The organism is Sulfurospirillum halorespirans DSM 13726, assembly GCF_001723605.1.
Taxonomy (GTDB): Bacteria; Campylobacterota; Campylobacteria; order Campylobacterales; family Sulfurospirillaceae; genus Sulfurospirillum; species Sulfurospirillum halorespirans.
This window is the reverse complement of the sequence record NZ_CP017111.1, coordinates 2,389,907-2,409,680: the sequence shown is the minus strand read 5'-3', so window position 1 is coordinate 2,409,680 and position 19,774 is coordinate 2,389,907. Positions and strand designations below refer to the sequence as shown.

Sequence of the window (19,774 nt, the reverse complement as noted above, 5' to 3'; positions counted from 1 at the left end):
AAAGTACGCGAGATCAGTTAAGGAGCCATGCCATTAACGCCATCGATATTACCGCCATTATTAGCGTTGCATTTTTAGGAAGTTTGGGGCATTGCATTGGTATGTGTGGCGGGTTTGTCATGGCGTACAGCAGCGCCAAGATTGATACCTCTGCCTCTTCATTACGCCAATTTTTCGCACACCTCAGTTACAATCTAGGCAGAATCAGTTCGTACACGTTCTTAGGAATGATTTTTGGTGGGATTGGCAGTGTTTTTACCTTCTCCTCGCACCTCAATGGCTATTTTTACTTTGCTATTGGCATCTTGATGGTGTTGATGGGACTTTCCATGATGGGAAAAATAAAATTTCTAACCTCACTTGAAGCAACGATCGCCTTTAATCCCTTCATTAAAACACTCTTTTCCAAACTAATTCACTCTAAAACCATGGCTAGTTTTTACGGGTTAGGTGTGCTAAATGGTTTTTTACCGTGTGGATTGGTCTATTTCTTCTTAGCCGCGGCCGCCACTTCAGGTTCATTCCTTGGCGGTGGACTGATCATGGCGCTGTTTGGCCTGGCCACGATGCCAGCGATGCTAGGGCTTGGTTTTGTGGTAGGTTTTCTCAAAGGCAGTGGTTTTCGCGAAGTGATGATTAAGATTGCCTCTTTGATTATTATGGGATACGGTATTTACATGGCGTATCTTGGATATACAGCAGCCATCGCATGAAATTAGAACAATACCAAAGCGCTATTGAGAGCAGTAATATCATCTCAAAAACTGATATTTTTGGCATCATCACCTTTGTTAATGATGAATTTTGTAAAATTTCGGGCTACAGCAAAGAAGAGTTGGTTGGGAAAAATCATAACATTGTAAGACACCCTGATGTTCCTGCATCGTCATTTAAACAACTCTGGCAAACCATTCTTCAAAAGCAAACCTATAAATCAACGGTGAAAAACTTAGCAAAAGATGGCAGTACTTTTTATGTCAATACAACCGTTTTTCCTATTTTGGATGAAAATGGCGACATCGAAGAGTTCATTGCGATTCGTTATGATGTGACAGAGAGCGTTCGCTTAAGTGAAGCATTGATTACCAAAGATGAAGAGCTTGAAGAGCTCAATGCCACGCTTGAACAAAGGGTTCAAGAGCAAACCAAAGCCTTAATGGAGCTCAATCAGACATTAGAAGAGCGCATTAAAGAAGAGGTTGAAAAGAACCGTGAAAAAGACCGTTTTTTGTTTCAGCAGTCCCGCCTTGCCTCAATGGGGGAGATGATCGCCAATATCGCACATCAATGGAGACAACCGCTCTCGGAGCTTAATATCACGCTGTATAAGATGAATAAACTCTATCGCCTTCAAAATGAAGGTAAAGGGGTGGAGTTTGAGGACAGTTACACGCATGCTAAAAAAATTGTCTCTAAAATGTCTGAAACCATTGAAGATTTTCGTAATTTTTTTAGCCCTGATCGTCAAAGTGAAGATTTTGCACTCAGTCTTGTGGCACAAGAGGCGATGGACATTATGCGAGGAACCTTAGAAAAAAATGAGATAGAGATGCGCCTTAATGTCAAAAGTGACGCGCATATTAGGGGTTATTTCAATGAGTTTTCGCAAGTATTGATTAATTTAATCAATAATACAATTGATGCCTTTTGCCACAACAACATAAAAAATAGATTAATTTATATTGAAATTGACACATCTGCGCTTGGAGATGCTATAATTAAAGTCTGCGATAATGCTGGTGGAATTGAAGAAGCTATTTTAGATAAGATTTTTGAGCCGTATTTTACAACAAAGCATGCCAGTGCGGGAACAGGCTTGGGGCTTTATATGAGCAAAATGATTATCAACAATAGCATGAAAGGATTTATCGTTGCAGCTAATTGCAATGATGGAGTCTGTTTTACCATCACGATCCCTTTAGTTAAAGAGTAAAAAGGAAGAGTAATGAGTGGATTGTCAAAATTGACGGTTTTGTTTGTCGAGGATGAAGAAGATCTAAGAGAGGCTTTAGAGAGTGCCATTGGAGATGAATTTACGAAGTTTATTGTCGCACGTGATGGCGATGATGGATTGAAGAAATTTAAAAAATATAAGCCCGATATTGTCATAACCGACATTATGATGCCCGTTATGGATGGCTTAATGATGGCAAAAGAGATCAAACATATCTCTAAACATACGCCTATTATTGTGTTGAGTGCTTTCAGCGAAAAAGAGAGGCTTCTTGAAGCCATTGATGTAGGTATCGATAAATACCTCATTAAACCGATTGATCCAGATGAGCTTATGAAAACATTGCAATTGGTCTCAAAAGAGATGCTCGACCAAAGTGATATTGTGGAACTTGGCTTTGGATACCAGTTTGATAAGAGCCGAAGAGTGCTTGTTAAAGAGGGACAAACTATTTTCTTGACGAAAAAAGAGTTACTTTTTATCTCAATCTTGGTTAAAAACTTAGGTGTCTTTGTACTGCATGAAGAGATCAAAAAGTATGTTTGGACAAACAAAAAAGTAACAGACTCAGCTATTCGCACCTTTATTAAGCGTGTACGCGAGAAAACCGACAAAGAGTTTATCAAGAACATTCCAGGCCTTGGCTACAAAATCAACACGTAAGAACGATCACTCCATCGTTCTTACCCACTTCAATTTTTAATTTTTCCTTAACTTTTTTTATTTAACACAAATTTAATCTTCTTAAGCTTCGTTGTAGATTTGCTGCACTATAATTCTTACATTATGTGATATTTTTGTGACATAAAAACACAAGTAGGAGGAATTAATGCAGGCTAGAGATGCATTGAACTATGACTATTCAGTAGCCAAATGTTTTACCTACGCAGCGATCCTTTTTGGAATCGTTGGTATGTTAATAGGTGTGGTTATCGCCTATCAGATGGCTTTCCCTGAGTTGAATTACTTAGCAGATGAATACGGTACTTTTAGTCGTTTAAGACCGCTTCATACTTCAGGAGTAATTTTTGGATTCTTACTAAGCGGAATCTTTGCAACATGGTACTATATTGGGCAAAGAGTACTCAAGGTTTCGATGGCAGAATCACCCTTTCTTATGATCATTGCGAAGCTTCATTTTTGGCTTTACATGATCTTAATGACCATCGCAGTTGTTTCTCTTTTTATGGGTATTGGTACCTCTAAAGAGTATGCAGAATTAGAGTGGCCATTAGACATTCTTGTTGTTGTCGTATGGGTATTATGGGGTGTTAGTATTTTTGGTTTGGTGGGAATCAGACGTGAAAAAACACTGTATATCTCTATGTGGTACTTTATTGCAACCTTCTTAGGTGTTGCAATGTTGTATCTTTTCAATAACATGGAGGTTCCAACCTACTTTGTTGCAGGTACAGGAAAATGGTATCACTCTGTTTCAATGTATGCGGGAACCAATGATGCAATGGTTCAATGGTGGTATGGGCACAATGCGGTAGCCTTTATTTTCACCGTGCCTATTATTGCGATGATCTATTATTTCTTACCAAAAGAGTCTGGTCAACCCGTCTTCTCTTATAAACTCTCCCTTCTCTCTTTCTGGGGTTTGATGTTCGTTTACCTTTGGGCAGGTGGACACCACCTTATTTACTCAACGGTGCCTGACTGGGTTCAAACCATGGGTTCAATCTTCTCAATTATTTTAATTCTTCCATCATGGGGTAGTGCGATTAACATTCTCCTTACGATGAAAGGACAATGGGGTCAACTTAAAGAGAATCCATTGGTTAAATTAATGATTTTTGCTTCAACATTCTATATGTTTAGTACACTCGAAGGTCCAATCTTGGCAATCAAATCTGTGAATGCCCTTGCGCACTTTACAGACTGGATTCCTGGACACGTTCATGATGGTACCTTAGGCTGGGTTGGTTTTATGATTATGGCTGCACTTTACCATATGGCACCTCGCATGTTCCAACGTGAAATTTACAGTAAAAAATTGATCGAGGCACAATTCTGGATTCAAACAACCGGTATCGTCTTGTACTTCTCAAGTATGTGGATTGCAGGTATTACGCAAGGTATGATGTGGAGAGCAACGGATCAATTTGGTAACCTTGCTTATTCATTTATCGATACCGTAACCGTACTGATTCCTTATTATGCAATTCGTGCAACGGGTGGTTTATTGTACCTTATCGGTTTCTTTATGTTTACGTACAATATCTATAAAACAATGACTGCAAGTAAAGCTATTGAGTCTGAACCTCAAAATGCTTCACCTATGTCAGCGTAAAAGGAGGGCAGGATTATGTTTCATTGGTTAGAGAGAAACCCATTCTTTTTTGCGGTAGGTGTATTTTTAGTGATTGCGTATGCGGGTGTTGTCACCATTCTTCCAGACTTTATGGAGAGTGCGCGTCCTGTAACAGGAACAAAACCGTATACTGTATTGGAGCTTGCGGGTCGTCAAGTTTATATTAAAGATAGCTGTAATGCATGTCATTCACAGCTGATTCGCCCTTTCAAATCTGAGACAGACCGTTATGGTATGTACTCACTCAGTGGCGAATATGCGTACGATAGACCATTCCTTTGGGGTTCTAAAAGAACGGGACCAGATTTGATGAGGGTTGGAAACTACCGTACCAGTGATTGGCATGAATACCATATGGCAAGACCAACTGATGTTGTGCCAGGCTCTATCATGCCAGCATATAAACATATGTTTAAAAATGTTGCAGATGTTGATACCGCCTATGCAGAAGCATTAACGGTCAAAAAAGTTTTCAATGCGCCTTATGATCAACCGGATATGCCTAAACTTGGTACCCATGAAGAGGCTAAAAAAGCTGTCATGGAAGAAGCAGCACTCATTGTTGCGGATATGAAAAGCCAAGAGGTAAAAGAGGCATTTAAACGTGGTGAGATCAAAGAGATTGTGGCACTTATTGCCTATCTCAATAGCTTAAAATAAGGTGTTAACGGTGAGTATGGAAACCATTAGAGAGATTCAAGCATATGCGTATGTGGTAGCAACAGTTTTTTTGGTCATTGTTATGTACAGTTATCTGTACCATCTTTACAGGGCTGAAAAAAAGGGTACGCGAAACTACGAAAAATATGGCGATCTTGCCTTGCATGATCGTATTGATGATGCTCCACTTGAAGACCGTACTCCATCAAACAAAGAGAAAGAATAAAGAGGAGCAATAAATGAATTGGCTGAATGACAATGTAAATGCGTTATCATTGCTTGGTGCAGCAGCAATTATAATTCTCACTGGTTTTGTTGTTGGTAAATATGTAAAACAGATGAAAACCGACAAAAGTACTGGAGAATTAGCAAAAGAGAATTGGGATGGCATCGGCGAATATAAAAATCCACTCCCTATTGGTTGGGCACTCTCCTTTATAGGTGTTATGGTATGGTCAGCATGGTATTTCCTTGCAGGGTATCCTCTTAATGCCTATTCACAAATTGGTGAGTACAATGAAGAAGTGCAAAGCCATGCAACGAAATTTGAAACAAAATTTGCGAATCCAGATCAAGCAACCCTTATGAATATGGGCGAGGGTGTTTTCTTGGTACAATGTGCTCCTTGTCATGGTGTGACAGGTGATGGAATGAATGGCAAAGCTGCAAATCTTGGCAAATGGGGAAATGAAGAGGCGATGGTTGCTTCAATTCTTAATGGAGCTAAAGGTTCAAATTATCCTCTTGGCGAAATGCCAGCAGGGCTTTTGGATGCTGAAAGCGCAAAAGCGGTTGCAGCCTATGTTATGCAAGAAGTTTCGTCCGTTAAGAAAACCAAAAACCCTGCATTAGTTGAGAGTGGCAAAGCGTTGTGGGCTACATGTGCTGCATGTCATGGTGACGACGGTAAAGGTATGGCTGGAAGTGCTCCCGATCTTAGTGTGTATGGCAATGCTAAATTTGTTGTCAATGTCCTAGGCACTGGCAAAAAAGGCGCTATTGGTAGTATGCCACAGTTTAACGATGGACGCTTAACCAATGTTCAAAAAGCAGCGGTTGGCACGTATGTCAGCTCTTTAGTAAAATAAGGACAGCTCAATGGAAAATACTAATAGAAGCGTATTTGGAATTCATGGTGTTACAGGAATGTTGATCGCAACCGTATTGTTGCTTTCCATTCTTGGGGCGTTAACATTCTTTGGGTTAAAAGCACAACAAGCTGTTGCTGATAAACCTTATAAGATTACTGATCCGCAAGCACTTAAAATGAGAGATACTGCTAATGCGAATCAAAAAGTTATAGCAAAATAAGGGGCATAACATGGCTGAAAATATGGATAAAATCATTACTTTTGGATTGGTTCTCATGGCTGTAATCTCAGCGTGGGCAGTATTAACTCCAAACCATTTGTTTATCGGTTAATGAAGACCTTCTTACATGTAAAGGCAAAGAAGCTTTGGCTTCTTTGCTTCATTGCTTTTTTCCCAGTGTTGATTTTTGCCAAGGATTTCGTCGTCTATGATGATATCTTAGAAGAGAGAACAGCCCAAAAGATTGAAGAAATGGGTAGCGAACTCTTTGCAAAAAGTGGTGTTAAAGTCATCTTGATTGCTAAAAAAAGCGGTGAAGGTGAAAATATTCTCACGTATGAGCAAAACTTTGTCAAAAATCTAACCACGCCTTATGTGCTTTTGACTCTTTTTCAAGCCGAAAAAAAGGTCGATATTTATGCTTCTGCAGGATTAGAAAAAGAGTTTGATAGAGAAGCACTGCTTTCGCCTTTTCCATGGAGCGGTACGATTATTCCCTTATTGACTTCTAAAAAAAATGATGTCAGTGTAGGGCCTGCATTGCTCAATGGCTATGCGGAACTTGTTGAAGAGATCGCACAGTATCGCAAAATTGAGTTAGAGAGTGCGATTGGGAGTGCGAATAAAACAACGATCAATCTTGTCAGACTTCTGATTTATGGGTTTATGGCCATTGTTGTCGTACTCATCATTTATAAAAGGATAAAAAACCGTGGACAAAGTTAAAAGTGAACACACGTATTACCCTCATGTGGTGATAGGAATGATTATTGGCTGTGTGATTTCATGTGGTTTTACGATTAAAATTGCAATGGATAATCCTGTTGAGATGGATACCTTTTACATGGCAAAATACCAACAAGTAGACCATTCCATCAACACGATTTTAGAGCTTCAAGAAAAATTCAATGCAAAATTTGATCTTGCGTATTCAACAGAAAAATTTGAAATGGGACAAAACAGCATTACAATACGATTGAGTGATAAAAGCGGTCAACCCGTCAATGACGCCAATGTCATGATGATGCTCTCACGTCCTGATAGCAATAAAGAGAACAAAGAGATGAAACCGTCACTCGTAGAAAATGGCAATTACACTTTTGGACCTTTTGAGATTAACAAACCAGGTCGTTGGCAAATTCTGAGTAAAATTGACGTAGGCGAATTTAAAGGCTATCATAAAAACGAAGCCTACGCACCACAATAGCTCCCCCTTTCTACCTTAATAACCTGCGGTAAGATAAGTTGTGTGATCTTACCGCAATTTCATTCTGACATAAAAATCCATCTTAAATCTTTGCTTTGTTATAATAGGTTTATTAAACAAATGTGAGGGAACATGTTAGAAGTTTTTGCAACGAGTCGTGCCGTACGCTCTTTTTACGATACTTTTTTAGACGCAAACACTCTTCTTCCCAAAGCCATTACCATTGCCGAACTAGAGCAAAAAGCGGTTCTTGTGCCACATCACGCTTTAGTCGATGAAGATATGCGGGTGCTTCTGATGCAAGAGGCTTCGCGTTTTACCAAATTTGAACTCTTGTATATTGAACGTGAATTTTTTACCTTTTTGAAAAACTCCACCTATCTGTTTCGTTTTTTTGAAGAGCTTAGCCATGAAAAAGTGGCACTTGACGCGTTGTTGAGCGCTGATACATATGAGCACTATGCAGAGCACTTGGAAGTGCTTCAAACGCTTCTTAAGCACTACAAAGCAATTCTTTCTAAACACGCTTTGTACGATCGCATCACGCTTCCCGAATGCTATGAACTCAATGTTGCGTATATTCGCTCACTAGGTGCTGTTCGCATTCATTTGGAAGGCTTTTTGAGTCGTTATGAGGTGGAACTTCTGAGCCAAATAGCCACACTGATTCCTTTACATGTAAACGTTACCATCAGTGCTTACAATCAAAAAATGGCGTTACTGTTTGCCGAATTTGGTATTGTGCTAGAACAAGACAACACCTATGAGATCAATCTTTCAACAAAAGATATTTTACATGTAAAGCCTCAAAATACTTCCAAACAAGATATCCAAGTTTACGGCTTTTCCTCACGTCTCGCACAAATGGGCTATGTGCAAAGTACTATTGCTCAGTTTGTGGAAGAGGGTTTAAAGCCAGAAGAGATCGTGGTGATTTTACCTGATGAGCGTTTCGCTGAAGTGCTACGCCCGTTTGATACATGGCACAATCTCAACTTTGCAATGGGCATAAGCCTGAAGCAGAGCCATTTTTATCAAAAACTAAGTAGCATTGAAAAAGCAATGCGCAATGACGAGATCGAAGATCATCTCCGTGTTGCTCGCTTAAAAATAGAGCCTGAAATATTGGTTACATGTAAAGAGATTTGGCATCAAAAAGTAGTTGCAGACGTTGCCATGAGTTTCTTTGAAAAATTGCTTTCCTGTGATGCCAAAGAGCAGCAAAATCCTCTGTTTCAAGAGGTCTTCTTTGCTTTTACACATTTTTTAAAACATGCTCCCGCTCTTCGTTTTGAACAAGTCACCAAACTCTTTTTAAACCGGCTCTCTGTACTGAGTCAAGACGATGTTCGCGGTGGGAAAGTGACGGTTTTAGGCGTGCTGGAAACCAGAGGTGTGAGCTACAAAGGCGTCATCGTTTTAGATTTCAACGATGAGTTTGTGCCAAAGCGAAGTCAAAAAGACCTCTTTCTCTCCTCTGCAGTTCGCGCACACGCAGGACTTCCCACCAAAAGGGATCGAGAGAATTTACAACGTTATTACTACCATCAGCTTTTTTCTCGCGCACAGAAAATTGCCATTGCTTATGTGAAAAATGAGACAAGTATGCCTTCACGCTTTTTGGATGAGCTTGGGTTCAATACCACTGTTATGGCAGATGAAAAAGTATTGCAACTGCTTCTCTTTGATGTCAATGTTCCTAAAAACCTGTACGATCAGCCTTTTATCGACGCTCCGTATGATCTTAAAGCATTTCCACTCTCCGCAACGAAGCTTAAGACGTTACTTACATGTAAACGTCAATTTTACTTTCGCTACATCCAAAGGCTGAAAGAGGCGAAGATGCCAAGCACTAAAATTGATGAGCAAGTCATTGGCTTGGCACTTCATAAAGTCCTTGAAGATGCGATTTGTGATGAATCACTTTTGGATAAAAAGAGCCTTTATATCAAACTTGAAACGCTTTTAAAAGAGCACAATCACCATGAAGTGTGGAGTTACTTTGTCGATGTGTGGCTTCAAAAATTGAAACCTTTTATGCAGAATGAAGTAGCACGCTTTGATGAGGGCTTTCGCGTTTTCAAAAAAGAGTTTTCACATGCTGTGCCCTATGAAGGTTTTATGTTAGAAGGGCAGATTGACCGTATCGATCAAAAAGGGGATGAGCTGTTTGTCATCGACTATAAAAGCGGCAAAGTGCCAACGACCACGGAGCGTTCACTAGAAAGCACGGTTGATTTTCAACTGGTCTTTTACGCGTTTATCGCAAGCTCTTTGGGCAAGGTTGGAGGCGTTTATTATTACGATCTAAAAGAGGGTGTTTTAGTGAGCGAAAACTTCCTTGAAGAGAAGAAAGCGCTTTTACATGTAAAGCTACAAGAGCTTTCAAAACCGATCAACGGGTATGAATTTTGCGAGGAGATAAAGCATTGCAGGCTTTGCCCGTATGTGCAGTTGTGTGGACGTGAGGAGCAGATATGAATCTAAGTCCTTATTTAGCACTCGAAGCCAGTGCAGGCAGTGGTAAAACCTTTGCTCTGAGTGTGCGTTACCTTTCATTGTTGTTTATGGGCGCGAATCCGCAAAAGATCGTCGCGCTCACTTTTACGAACAAATCTGCGGCGGAGATGAAAACACGCATTTTTGAGACGCTCAAACATCTGGAAGACAAAGACGAGTTAGAAGCGATTTGCGTGCAAACGGGCAAGTCTAAAGAGACGTTACTTTTTGAGAAAGAGCGTGTGATGCAAACCTTGCTTCAAGCAGACATCAAGATTTCGACACTGGACTCTTTTTTCTCCCTTATTTTACGCCATTTTGCATTACATGTAGGGTTGCAACCCGACTTCAAAGTAGGGCAAAATGGACTTGATGAGGAGTTGGTGGAGCGTTTCATCAAAGGGTGCAAAAGCAAAAATCTTTACAATGCTTTAATTGCCTTTAGCATTAACGAAGATAAGAAGTTAGGCGATCTTTTTAGTCTGCTGGATATGCTGTATCAAAAAAAATCAGAGCTTGACATCAGCACGTTGGATGAGAGGCATTACCCAACATTAAAACCGTGTTTAGACATTTTAGAGCGTATCAGGGACTATTTTGAACAAAGTGGACTCTCTGCACGTGGGCTTGCGACGCTCAAGGCGGACACACTGAGTGATCTGCTTTCTAAGAAATATTTGGAGCGTGAAGACTTTGGCTATTGGGACTATAAAAAGTACGCTAACGAGACAACCGATGCACTTTTGCGAGAACTCAAGCAGGCTTTAAATATTTATGTCAATGACAAAGAGGCGTACTTTTTAGGGCAATTGGGCAAACTCTTTGCCATCTACGATGAGAGCCTCAGAGCTCTGATGGGCGAGTATGGCGAGCTTCGTTTTGATGACGTGACCAATCTGCTTTACACCCTTTTGCGTCAAGAGATCAGCAAAGATTTTCTCTATTTTCGTCTTGATGGGGTGATAGAACATCTTTTGATCGATGAGTTCCAAGACACGAGCATCGTGCAGTACCAGATTCTTCTACCGCTCATTGAAGAGATACGCGCAGGGCAGGGAGTGAAAGACTTTAAAACACTCTTTTTCGTGGGTGATGTGAAGCAGTCTATTTATCGCTTCCGAGGTGGGGCTAAAGAGCTGTTTGGGTACGCTAAAAAGAGTTTGCATTTAGACGTGAATGCGCTCGATACCAACTATCGAAGTACCGAACAGATCGTTAATTTTGTCAATGAAATCTTTACATGTAAAATCAAAGGCTATGAGCCACAAAAGGTTGCCAAAGCCACGGGTGAGGGGTACATCAATGTGCGCATTGAAGAAGCGATTGAGCCTTCAGTTTTAGAGGCGATTGGAATACTTTTAAAAGAGGGTGTAAAGCCAAAGGACATTGCGCTTTTGGTACATACCAACAAAGATGCCAAAGTTTTTAAAGCATTGGTGCAAGAGCAGTTTCCCTCTTTACATGTAAGGCTTGAGGCGACATTGAAACTCATTGAAGTGCGCTCCATCAAAGCCATCATTGCACTACTTAAATACCTCTACTTTGGCGATGAACTCTATAAAGCAGCGTTTCTTGTGCAGTGTGGCATGGCGTGGGATACTCCGCTTTCAAAAAGCGGGTGGGATTTAGATGCGACGCCACTCGTTTTGGTTGAAAAAATCATTAAAACCTATGGACTGTTTGATGGAAGTGCTGATCTGCTCAGTTTCCTTGAAGTTGCGAGTCGTTATGAAGAGATCGAAAGCTTTTTATTTGCGTTGGATGAACTGAGCGATGAAGCCAAAAGTGAAGATGTGGATGGTTTGCGTGTCCTCACCGTTCACAAATCCAAAGGTTTGGAGTTTGAGCATGTCATCGTGTGTGATCGCCTCAGTCGCGACAACAATCGAAGTGATACGATTTTATTTAGCTACGATGAAGTGGACATCAAAGGGCTTTATCTCACGATGGGTGGCAGAGAATCGGTCGATACAGTGTATGCCAAAGCCAAAGAACAAGAGAGCGTCTTGATGTACGAAGACAGGCTTAACGCGCTTTATGTCGCTTTTACCAGAGAGAAGCGTTCACTCTTTGTCTGTGCAAAAGCGCAAAACAGTGCGTTTGAGATGTTGGATCTGAGCACAACAGAGCGAGGCGTGATCGGTGTTTCTACCAAAGAGACACCGATTATGCCAAGCGCGATGAATGTCTACCAGCCTAAACGTTATGGTGCGCAAGAGGTGGCAAGTGCGCCTGAGGAAGAGGGCGAGAGTGCTGAGATTGCTTCTATTACCTTTGGAATTGCACAACACTATTTGTTGGAGATGTTAGACAGTTTTGATGAATCTTCGCTAAAGAGGGCTTACATCGCACTGCAAAACCGTTTTGCACCGCTTTTGGATGAGCACACCTTACAAGCCATCTATCAAAGAGGTGAAAAATTGATTACATGTAAAGCCTTTTTGGATTTGATAGAGGGGGCGAAAGTCTATAAAGAGCAACCGCTTATTTACCAAAAAGAGCGTAAACAGATCGATCTGTTGCTTGAATTTCCCGATAAAATCATTGTCATTGATTACAAGAGTTCGAAAAAGCAGAGTGCGAAACACCAAGTGCAAGTCAAGCTCTATCAAGACGCCCTTTCTTCGATCTATGGTCTGCCTGTGGAAGCGTATATTTGCTATTTGCAAAACGATGGAATCGAACTTCTTAAAAGCTTATAGTACACTTAATTTAAGCAGTATTTAAGTATATTTTGATTAAACTTGCACTTCGTTAAATAAATACGTCAAAGGTTATGACAGATGAAAGCTACACAAGCGATTAAGCCAAGCGAAGTTAAACGCGACTGGATCGTAGTGGATGCTGCTGGTAAGAGATTTGGTAAACTCCTTACAGAAGTAGCAACACTACTCAGAGGCAAACATAAACCTTATTTTACTCCAAATGTTGATTGTGGCGATTTCGTTATCATCATCAATGCGGAAAAAGTAGAGTTTAGTGGAACAAAATTAGACACAAAATTGTATCACAGACACACAGGATATTTCGGTGGCGTTAAAACTGAAAAATTGGGTGATCTTTTGAACAACAACCCAGCGAAATTGTACAGACTTGCGGTAAGAGGCATGTTACCTAAAACAAATCTTGCTAAAGAGATGATCAAAAAGCTAAAAGTTTATGCTGGTAATGAGCATCCACATACAGCGCAAGTTAAAGTAGAGGTAAAGTAATATGGCAAAAGTATACGCAACTGGTAAAAGAAAAACAGCTATCGCTAAAGTATGGGTAAGCGCACCTGGTAAAGGGTCAATTACGGTCAATGGCGTTGATTTTGAAGCGTGGCTTGGTGGTCATGAGACCATTAAAAAACGTGTTCGTCAACCCCTTGCTCTTACAAAACAAGAAGCAAGCTTTGACATCGTAGCTTCTACTCAAGGTGGCGGTTATTCAGCTCAAGCGGATGCCGTTCGTCATGGTATCTCCAAAGCACTTGCAGCAATGGACGCTGATTTTAGAACAATCCTTAAACCTTATGGTTTATTGACACGTGACTCAAGAATTGTTGAGCGTAAAAAATACGGTCGCAAAAAAGCACGTCGTAGTCCACAATTTTCAAAGCGTTAATAGTTCCTCAAGAGGAGCTATTAAAAGCTTCCTTGAAAACGTTAATTGTTTCTTTGCAAAAGTCACTCAGACTTTTGTACTTTATGCAAGGGATTTTCCCTTGCATTTCTTCTTTTAGATTTCAAATCCTCCATTAAGTTCCTTTTAAAGGAACAAACATTATACTCACTCCATGAATATCATTAGCAAAAAAACATTGGTTCATTTTTATGAAAAACATGCACAAGCAAAAATTCCTCTGGAAGTTTGGCATGCAGATGTGCGTAAGGCTCAATGGGAAAATAGCGAGCAGATCAAGCGTGATTATGCGAGTGCCTCTTTTTTGCATGATAATCGTGTTGTGTTTAACATCAAAGGCAATGACTTCCGCTTGATCGTGCATATCGACTATAAGCGAAAAATCGTACGTGTTAAATTTGTTGGAACACACAGTGAATACAGTAAAATTAATGCAGAGGAAATTTAAAATGAACATTCAACCTATAAAAACCGAAATGGATTATGAAAAAGCACTTGAACGTGTTGATGTTTTGATGGAAATGAATCCAGAGGTGGGCACACCACAGAGTGATGAGCTTGAAATCTTAGCCCTCTTAATCGAAAAATACGAAGAAAACCACTGGGTAATCGCTACTCCAGACCCCATCGAAGCCATCAAATATCGCATGGAAGAGTTGGGACTTAAACAAAAAGATTTGGTTCCGATGATTGGGAGTAAAAGCAAAGTCTCTGAAGTATTAAACCGCAAAATCGGACTCTCTTTATCAATGATAGCGCAACTCTCAGCACGACTTCATATTCCGCTTGAGGTGTTGGTTCCTAAGGTTTTTGTGTAAATAAACCTAATTATTTTAAGTAAGGAATTGAAATGGATATATTTGTTGATCTTTTAAAAAAAATTATAGAAATACTCCCTACATTAGTATCTGTATTAATAAGCAACAACTATATTTTTTTAGATCAAGATATGATAAGCAAAATATAATTATTTAACCCAAACTGCTAGTTAAACAGAAGGGCTTTTTTGTGATCACTAAGCTTCAAAAAGCAGTTGATAGCATAAGCAGTGATGAAGAGTCTAAGCTTTGTTAAAAAGCCACCAATGGTTGTAGCCTTGATTACTTTACCAAATTTAGCAGTTATCATAGAAAAGGCAGTTTCTACACCTTTTCTAATTCTACGCTTGGTACAATACTCATTAAAATCTTCTCTTGGCATATTGCTACGTCCAATAGGCGATAGTACAATATCAAATCGTTTTAAAAAAGCTTCTAACTTTGATGAAATATAACCTTTATCTCCAATCGTAATCGATTCTTTGGGGAGATTGTGCATGAATTGATACCCAGCCGTAACATCGTGTATAGAGCCTTGTGAGATATGAACCATCACAGGTTCTTTATCTGTCGTCACCACCATATGGACTTTAAGCCCATAAAAGAATCTCCCTTTGGATGCATTGTAACCTTTCAAAGATGGATCACTCCACAATCTGACTCTGCTTTGCCTCGTTATCTGACACAATTCAACAGGAAAAGAATCTACGGAGTAAATCTTGGCACCGTTTAATCGCTGAAACAATGAGCCTAAAAACAAAAAAAGTGTGGACAACACGTCATTGATTTTTACTAAGCGGCGCAAAAATCTCGTGTAGTCAATCTCTTTCACCAAGTGCATCATCTTAACATACTGATGTGCTTTGAAATAGTTGCCATTAAAATCATTCACTGCCATATACCCGATAAGCAGCACTTCTGCATTACTAATCTCAGCTCTAACATCATCTTTTATCCCTGATACCTTCAAATACTCATCAATTAAACAATAAACGGTTATAATATCTCGCTCCATAATCTCGCCTCCCACGGCTTTTTATGGAGTTTAAAGCAACTTTCAAACCATCTTCTCAACTAGCAGTTTGGGTTACATAAATTAAAAAAACTTCACTTGATAATTCACTCATGAGTGTTAGACTTCACTTATAAAATTAAATATTTCATATAAATATTTAGTTGAAAAAATATTTAAGGAGTTACAAATGAGTCAAGAGACAATAATGTCCAGAAGGGACGCTCTAAAATTAGGTTTCGTTGGAGCGGGTGCCGCAATGTTAAGCGCAAGTCAAGCAATGGCAGCAGCACCAACAGAGAAAGATGTTAAGTTTGATGAAGAGTACGATGTTATCGTTATTGGTTCAGGTTTTGCAGGTCTTGCAGCAGCAGCTAAATCAGCAGAGCGTGGTTATAAAGTATTAATCCTTGAAAAAATGGGTCGCGTTGGTGGCAACTCTGTTATCAACGGTGGTGGTATGGCTATACCAAACAATCCTTTACAGAAAAAATATGGCATTGAAGATTCCAACGAAAAATTTTATGCAGACTGCTTAAAAGCAGGTCTTGGTATTAACCACGTAGAAATGCTTGAATTGATTGCTAAAAGAGCATTTGACGCTTTTGATTTTGCCGTTAAATGTGGTGCACAATTTCAAGATGACAAACCACCTCTTCAATTCGGTGGTCATAGTGTTGCACGTTCCGTAGTTACAAAAAATGCAAGCGGCTCTGGAATTATTCAACCAATGGCAGCATTTGTAGAAAAACTTCCTGGTTGTAAACTTGTAACACGCGCTAAAATGGATGATTTTGTTATGAGCAATGATGGTACAACGGTTATCGGTGTAACAGCTCGTATCAACTACCGTTTTGACAACAAACTTTACAGTGATGATATCGAAAACAAAACAGGTGAGAAAAAAGTTTACCGTGCTAAAAAAGGTGTTATTTTAGCAAGCGGTGGTTTTGCAATGGATAAAATGTTTAGAAAAATGCAAGACCCACGTATTCCCGATGACGCTGATACAACAAATCATGATGGTGCAACCGCAGGCGCACTTTTAAAAGCTTTCCAAATCGGTGCACTCCCCGTGCATATTGACTGGATTCAACAAGGACCATGGGCAAGCCCGGATGAGAGAGGTTTTGGTACATCTCCACATGTAACACAAGGTGGCACATTCAAATACGGTATTTCCGTTGATGTTAGAAATGGTAAACGCTTTATGAACGAAATGGCAGATAGAAAAACCAGAGCGGACGCTCAGTATGTTATTCTTAGACAAGACCCAAAAGCATATCCAGTGTCACTTGGTACATATAATTCGTTTGATCAAAATGTTATTGAAACATTGGATAAAGCTTTAGCATCAGGTGTTATGAAAAAATTTGATACCCTTGATGCACTAGCTGCAAATTACAAAATTCCAGCGGATGCACTTAAAGCAACTGTTAAAAAATACAACGAAGATGTAAAAAATAGCGTAGTAGATGAATTCAAGAAACAAACACTTCCTGAAATCTATGGTAAAGAAGCGATTGAGATGAAAGGACCTTTCTACGCAAGTCGCCAGATGCCAAAACCTCACCATACAATGGGTGGTTTAAAAATCAATACCAAAGCTCAAGTTATTTCAGCTAACACCAACAAACCAATCCCAGGTTTCTTCGCTGCAGGCGAAGTCACAGGTGGAACACACGGTGCGAGTCGTTTAGGTAGTTGTGCGATTACAGATTGTCTAGTATGTGGTATGGTCGCAGGAGAAAACATCTAATCATGGGTAACAAAAAAACTCTTTTAGCATTAGGGTTTTTTCTTATCTTTGGTGTGATGTCACTACTGATTGGAAGTGAGGCGACGCCTCCTTCCCCTGTGGTAAAAATAACACCAGAACTTAAAGAAAAATTTCCTCTTAAGCCTCATCATGAAAAGTTATCATTTAAATGTGTTGACTGTCATGCAGAACAAGGGGATGACCCAGAAAATTTTAAAGCAATCGACGATAAAGGGTGTTTGTCGTGTCATAAAACAAAACAGTATTTGGCAGACAGACTTAAATTTATGGATGCATTACATGTAAATCCACATAATTCAATTCACGATGGTCCAAAACTCTATTGTGATGAGTGCCACTTTGAACACAAAAAGTCAGACAATATGTGTTTAAGCTGTCACAGTAACGATGTGAAAATATGGATGAGGCCGACACCATGATGAAGAAAATCTTAGAGATGATAAAGAATAATATTCTTTTGACAGGATTAGTGGGTATCTTCATTGGTTTGCTTTGTTCATGGATTCTTTATGAAGGACTTCATAGAACGAGCGGTGATAGGTTTTGTGTTGTGTGTCATGAAATGAAACCAATGGTTGCAGCATATCAAAATGACGTTCATGGAGGGGCGGGTAAAACAGGTATCAAAGTCACCTGTGGAACATGCCATTTACCTCACGAAAATGTTTTTGCGTATATTGCAACAAAAGCTAGAAATGGCGTTGTTGAAGGAGCAATTCACTTCTTTGGTAATCCAGATAAAATTGATTGGCAAGCAAATCGTGCCAACAGACAACACTTTGTTAAAGATGAAGCGTGTTCTGGCTGTCATACGAACTACAGAACCAATGAATCTATTAGTGAGCAAGGTCGTAAAATGCATGAGCATTATGCAAGCCTTGAGGGCACTAAGAACGAAATTGGATGTGCTTCATGTCACGTAGAAGTAGGGCATAAAGGGCTTAGAAGTATGCTCAATTACTATAAACCTGAGTATGACTTCTACAAAGGTAAGTTAGATAAGAAAAAAGAAGAGGCTGAGAAACAATTAGCTGAAGATTTGAAGAAATAATTAAAGAAGTTGTATAACGCTATAAATGGAGTTCAATGGTTTACATGTAAAGCATTGAACTCTTAAAAAAAAGGAGATAATATGAAACTTGCTAAATTAAGTATGGTTGCAATTGCAGTTTTAGGGCTTGGCGGTCATGCGTATGCTGCAGATACTCTCGAAGAAGCTTTTAAAAATGGCAAAGTAACAGGCGATTTGCGATTTGTTTATACTGCGGGTAGTCAAACAGGTGCAACCGTGCAAACAGCTCCTACAAATAATGTTAATGTTGGTTCTGTTGCCGCAGAACTAAGATATGTTACTGATAGTTTTAATAACTTTAAATTAGGACTTGGTTTTCAATCAGCTCATGATTTAGACTTTCAAAAAAGAGATGCACTCAATGCTAATGATTATACTAGTGAAGACGATGCACGTAACTCCGTTAGTACAACTTTACTCTCAGAAGCATATCTCCAATATAATTTCTTAAAATCAAACATTGCTGTTGGTCGTCAAAAAATCAAAACACCTTTGATTATGACCAGCTCAGTATTTGCACTTGAAGACTCGTTTGATGCTGCAGTCTTAAACTTCAATGAAATTCCAGATACCATGGTTAAATTGATGTACATTCAAGATTGGAAAATGCGTTATAGCAGTGAAGCCGTTGGTGCAACTCAACAAGATGAACACTTCTCTGATGGCATGTACTCTGTATTTTTTATCAACAAAACAATCTCAGGATTAACGCTTGATGGTCAATACTTGACAACCAATGAGAATAAACGATTGTATGATGCACCTGTCTTTATTGGAGCAGGTGGATATGATGAATATTACCTTCAAGCTGAATATAAGCTTCCTATTAGTTATCCCCTCTCTTTGGCTGTAACCTATGCAGGAGCCAATTATGAAACAGGCAATTATGCTAATCCTGGGCCAAACACAGTTGGTGGTGACCACGCACAATTGCTTGGCTTTAAAGTCGCAACAGAAGTTACAGGCATAAAGCTTAATCTAGCCTATACTACTATGGATGATGAAGCAAATTTCCCTGGTACATTTGGACATGTACCTGATGCGGTTGCTTATACAGATATGCTCACGAACAATGCTATCTTTGCAGGTGTTGATGCTTATTCTATCGAAGCGATTTATGACTTTGGTATCCCTGGTTTTAGCTCAGCACTGAAATATGGATATTTTACACAAAGTGCTCAAGGTATTATTAACTCAGGTAATATGAATATGGATGGCACAAAAGAAATTACAATTGACCTTAAATATGCCTTTAGTGGGGTATTAAAAGGTTTTCATACTCGTCTATGGGCTGGTTATAGTACGTATGATGCGCTTGCTATGCCATCAGGAAATGATGATTTTCTTTATGGACGCTTTTACATAAATTATAAATTCTAGTATGGATTAATTTTAACTATTTAAGAGCAAAGCCGTAGGTATCATTATGAGGCTTTGCTTTTTGTTTATTATTTTCCATAAAAAAATAAATTAAATTAACAATTATTACTTATATGATTCTTTTGGAAAATCAGGACTAT

The 19,774-nt window shown here is 39.4% G+C and carries 21 protein-coding genes; 20 read left to right on the top strand and 1 reads right to left on the bottom strand.

The annotated features are described in order from the left end of the window. The first annotated feature begins 101 nt into the window (after nucleotides 1-101). From SHALO_RS12000 to SHALO_RS11925, 16 genes are all read left to right on the top strand, one after another. Nucleotides 102-713 (top strand): sulfite exporter TauE/SafE family protein, encoded by a 612-nt coding sequence (locus SHALO_RS12000; RefSeq protein ID WP_420801901.1) that lies wholly within the window; start codon nucleotides 102-104, stop codon nucleotides 711-713. After that, on the top strand, nucleotides 710-1,933 hold the full coding sequence (locus SHALO_RS11995; RefSeq protein ID WP_069478740.1) for a PAS domain-containing sensor histidine kinase: 1,224 nt from the start codon (nucleotides 710-712) through the stop codon (nucleotides 1,931-1,933). Before SHALO_RS12000 ends, SHALO_RS11995 begins: the two co-directional genes overlap by 4 nt. A 12-nt stretch (nucleotides 1,934-1,945) precedes the next feature. Further along, nucleotides 1,946-2,617, top strand: coding sequence for a response regulator transcription factor (locus SHALO_RS11990; protein ID WP_069478739.1), 672 nt, complete (start codon nucleotides 1,946-1,948; stop codon nucleotides 2,615-2,617). A 166-nt stretch (nucleotides 2,618-2,783) separates the two neighbouring features. Beyond that, complete coding sequence (gene ccoN, locus SHALO_RS11985) at nucleotides 2,784-4,250, top strand: cytochrome-c oxidase, cbb3-type subunit I (protein WP_069478738.1); 1,467 nt, start codon at nucleotides 2,784-2,786, stop codon at nucleotides 4,248-4,250. A gap of 15 nt (nucleotides 4,251-4,265) precedes the next feature. Further along, entirely contained in the window at nucleotides 4,266-4,931 is a 666-nt protein-coding gene (ccoO, locus tag SHALO_RS11980; protein WP_069478737.1) for a cytochrome-c oxidase, cbb3-type subunit II, read from the top strand. A 16-nt stretch (nucleotides 4,932-4,947) separates the two neighbouring features. After that, complete coding sequence (locus SHALO_RS11975) at nucleotides 4,948-5,157, top strand: cytochrome c oxidase, cbb3-type, CcoQ subunit (RefSeq protein ID WP_407701805.1); 210 nt, start codon at nucleotides 4,948-4,950, stop codon at nucleotides 5,155-5,157. A 13-nt stretch (nucleotides 5,158-5,170) separates the two neighbouring features. Continuing rightward, the gene (locus SHALO_RS11970) at nucleotides 5,171-6,019 is read left to right on the top strand and encodes a c-type cytochrome (protein WP_025345735.1); all 849 of its coding nucleotides are present in this window, start codon (nucleotides 5,171-5,173) and stop codon (nucleotides 6,017-6,019) included. A gap of 10 nt (nucleotides 6,020-6,029) precedes the next feature. Continuing rightward, nucleotides 6,030-6,242 (top strand): DUF4006 family protein, encoded by a 213-nt coding sequence (locus SHALO_RS11965; protein ID WP_069478736.1) that lies wholly within the window; start codon nucleotides 6,030-6,032, stop codon nucleotides 6,240-6,242. A 252-nt stretch (nucleotides 6,243-6,494) separates the two neighbouring features. Continuing rightward, nucleotides 6,495-6,968, top strand: a complete 474-nt coding sequence (locus tag SHALO_RS11960; protein ID WP_238585241.1) for a TPM domain-containing protein — start codon at nucleotides 6,495-6,497, stop codon at nucleotides 6,966-6,968. Beyond that, entirely contained in the window at nucleotides 6,955-7,449 is a 495-nt protein-coding gene (locus SHALO_RS11955; RefSeq protein WP_069478735.1) for a FixH family protein, read from the top strand. The genes SHALO_RS11960 and SHALO_RS11955 overlap by 14 nt, the downstream gene beginning before the upstream one ends. Before the next feature lie 132 nt (nucleotides 7,450-7,581). Next, entirely contained in the window at nucleotides 7,582-9,930 is a 2,349-nt protein-coding gene (locus SHALO_RS11950) for a PD-(D/E)XK nuclease family protein (protein WP_069478734.1), read from the top strand. Further along, nucleotides 9,927-12,650: a RecB-like helicase gene (locus SHALO_RS11945; protein WP_069478733.1), complete on the top strand. Its 2,724-nt coding sequence runs from the start codon at nucleotides 9,927-9,929 to the stop codon at nucleotides 12,648-12,650. The genes SHALO_RS11950 and SHALO_RS11945 overlap by 4 nt, the downstream gene beginning before the upstream one ends. 81 nt (nucleotides 12,651-12,731) lie before the next feature. Then, on the top strand, nucleotides 12,732-13,160 hold the full coding sequence (gene rplM / locus SHALO_RS11940; protein ID WP_025345729.1) for a 50S ribosomal protein L13: 429 nt from the start codon (nucleotides 12,732-12,734) through the stop codon (nucleotides 13,158-13,160). 1 nt (nucleotide 13,161) lies between these two features. Next, nucleotides 13,162-13,554 (top strand): 30S ribosomal protein S9, encoded by a 393-nt coding sequence (gene rpsI / locus SHALO_RS11935; protein WP_069478732.1) that lies wholly within the window; start codon nucleotides 13,162-13,164, stop codon nucleotides 13,552-13,554. A gap of 172 nt (nucleotides 13,555-13,726) precedes the next feature. Continuing rightward, on the top strand, nucleotides 13,727-14,020 hold the full coding sequence (locus tag SHALO_RS11930; RefSeq protein ID WP_069478731.1) for a type II toxin-antitoxin system HigB family toxin: 294 nt from the start codon (nucleotides 13,727-13,729) through the stop codon (nucleotides 14,018-14,020). 1 nt (nucleotide 14,021) lies between these two features. Continuing rightward, nucleotides 14,022-14,390, top strand: a complete 369-nt coding sequence (locus SHALO_RS11925; RefSeq protein WP_069478730.1) for a helix-turn-helix domain-containing protein — start codon at nucleotides 14,022-14,024, stop codon at nucleotides 14,388-14,390. 166 nt (nucleotides 14,391-14,556) lie between these two features. Here SHALO_RS11925 and SHALO_RS11920 read toward each other — a convergent pair whose 3' ends face one another. After that, nucleotides 14,557-15,405 carry an IS982 family transposase gene (locus SHALO_RS11920; RefSeq protein ID WP_025344650.1) on the bottom strand — a complete coding sequence of 283 codons (849 nt, stop codon included), beginning with the start codon at nucleotides 15,403-15,405 and terminating at the stop codon, nucleotides 14,557-14,559. A gap of 187 nt (nucleotides 15,406-15,592) precedes the next feature. On the opposite strand from SHALO_RS11920, the gene SHALO_RS11915 reads away from it, so the two are divergent. The 4 genes from SHALO_RS11915 to SHALO_RS11900 all read left to right on the top strand — a co-directional run bounded on the left by SHALO_RS11915 (nucleotide 15,593) and on the right by SHALO_RS11900 (nucleotide 19,634). Next, nucleotides 15,593-17,161, top strand: coding sequence for a flavocytochrome c (locus tag SHALO_RS11915; protein ID WP_069478729.1), 1,569 nt, complete (start codon nucleotides 15,593-15,595; stop codon nucleotides 17,159-17,161). Between the two features lie 2 nt (nucleotides 17,162-17,163). After that, a complete protein-coding gene (locus SHALO_RS11910; RefSeq protein WP_069478728.1) occupies nucleotides 17,164-17,601 on the top strand; it encodes a cytochrome c3 family protein in 438 nt (145 codons plus the stop codon). After that, the gene (locus tag SHALO_RS11905) at nucleotides 17,598-18,233 is read left to right on the top strand and encodes a cytochrome c3 family protein (protein ID WP_069478727.1); all 636 of its coding nucleotides are present in this window, start codon (nucleotides 17,598-17,600) and stop codon (nucleotides 18,231-18,233) included. Before SHALO_RS11910 ends, SHALO_RS11905 begins: the two co-directional genes overlap by 4 nt. Before the next feature lie 81 nt (nucleotides 18,234-18,314). After that, complete coding sequence (locus SHALO_RS11900) at nucleotides 18,315-19,634, top strand: OprD family outer membrane porin (protein WP_069478726.1); 1,320 nt, start codon at nucleotides 18,315-18,317, stop codon at nucleotides 19,632-19,634. Nucleotides 19,635-19,774 lie beyond the last annotated feature (140 nt).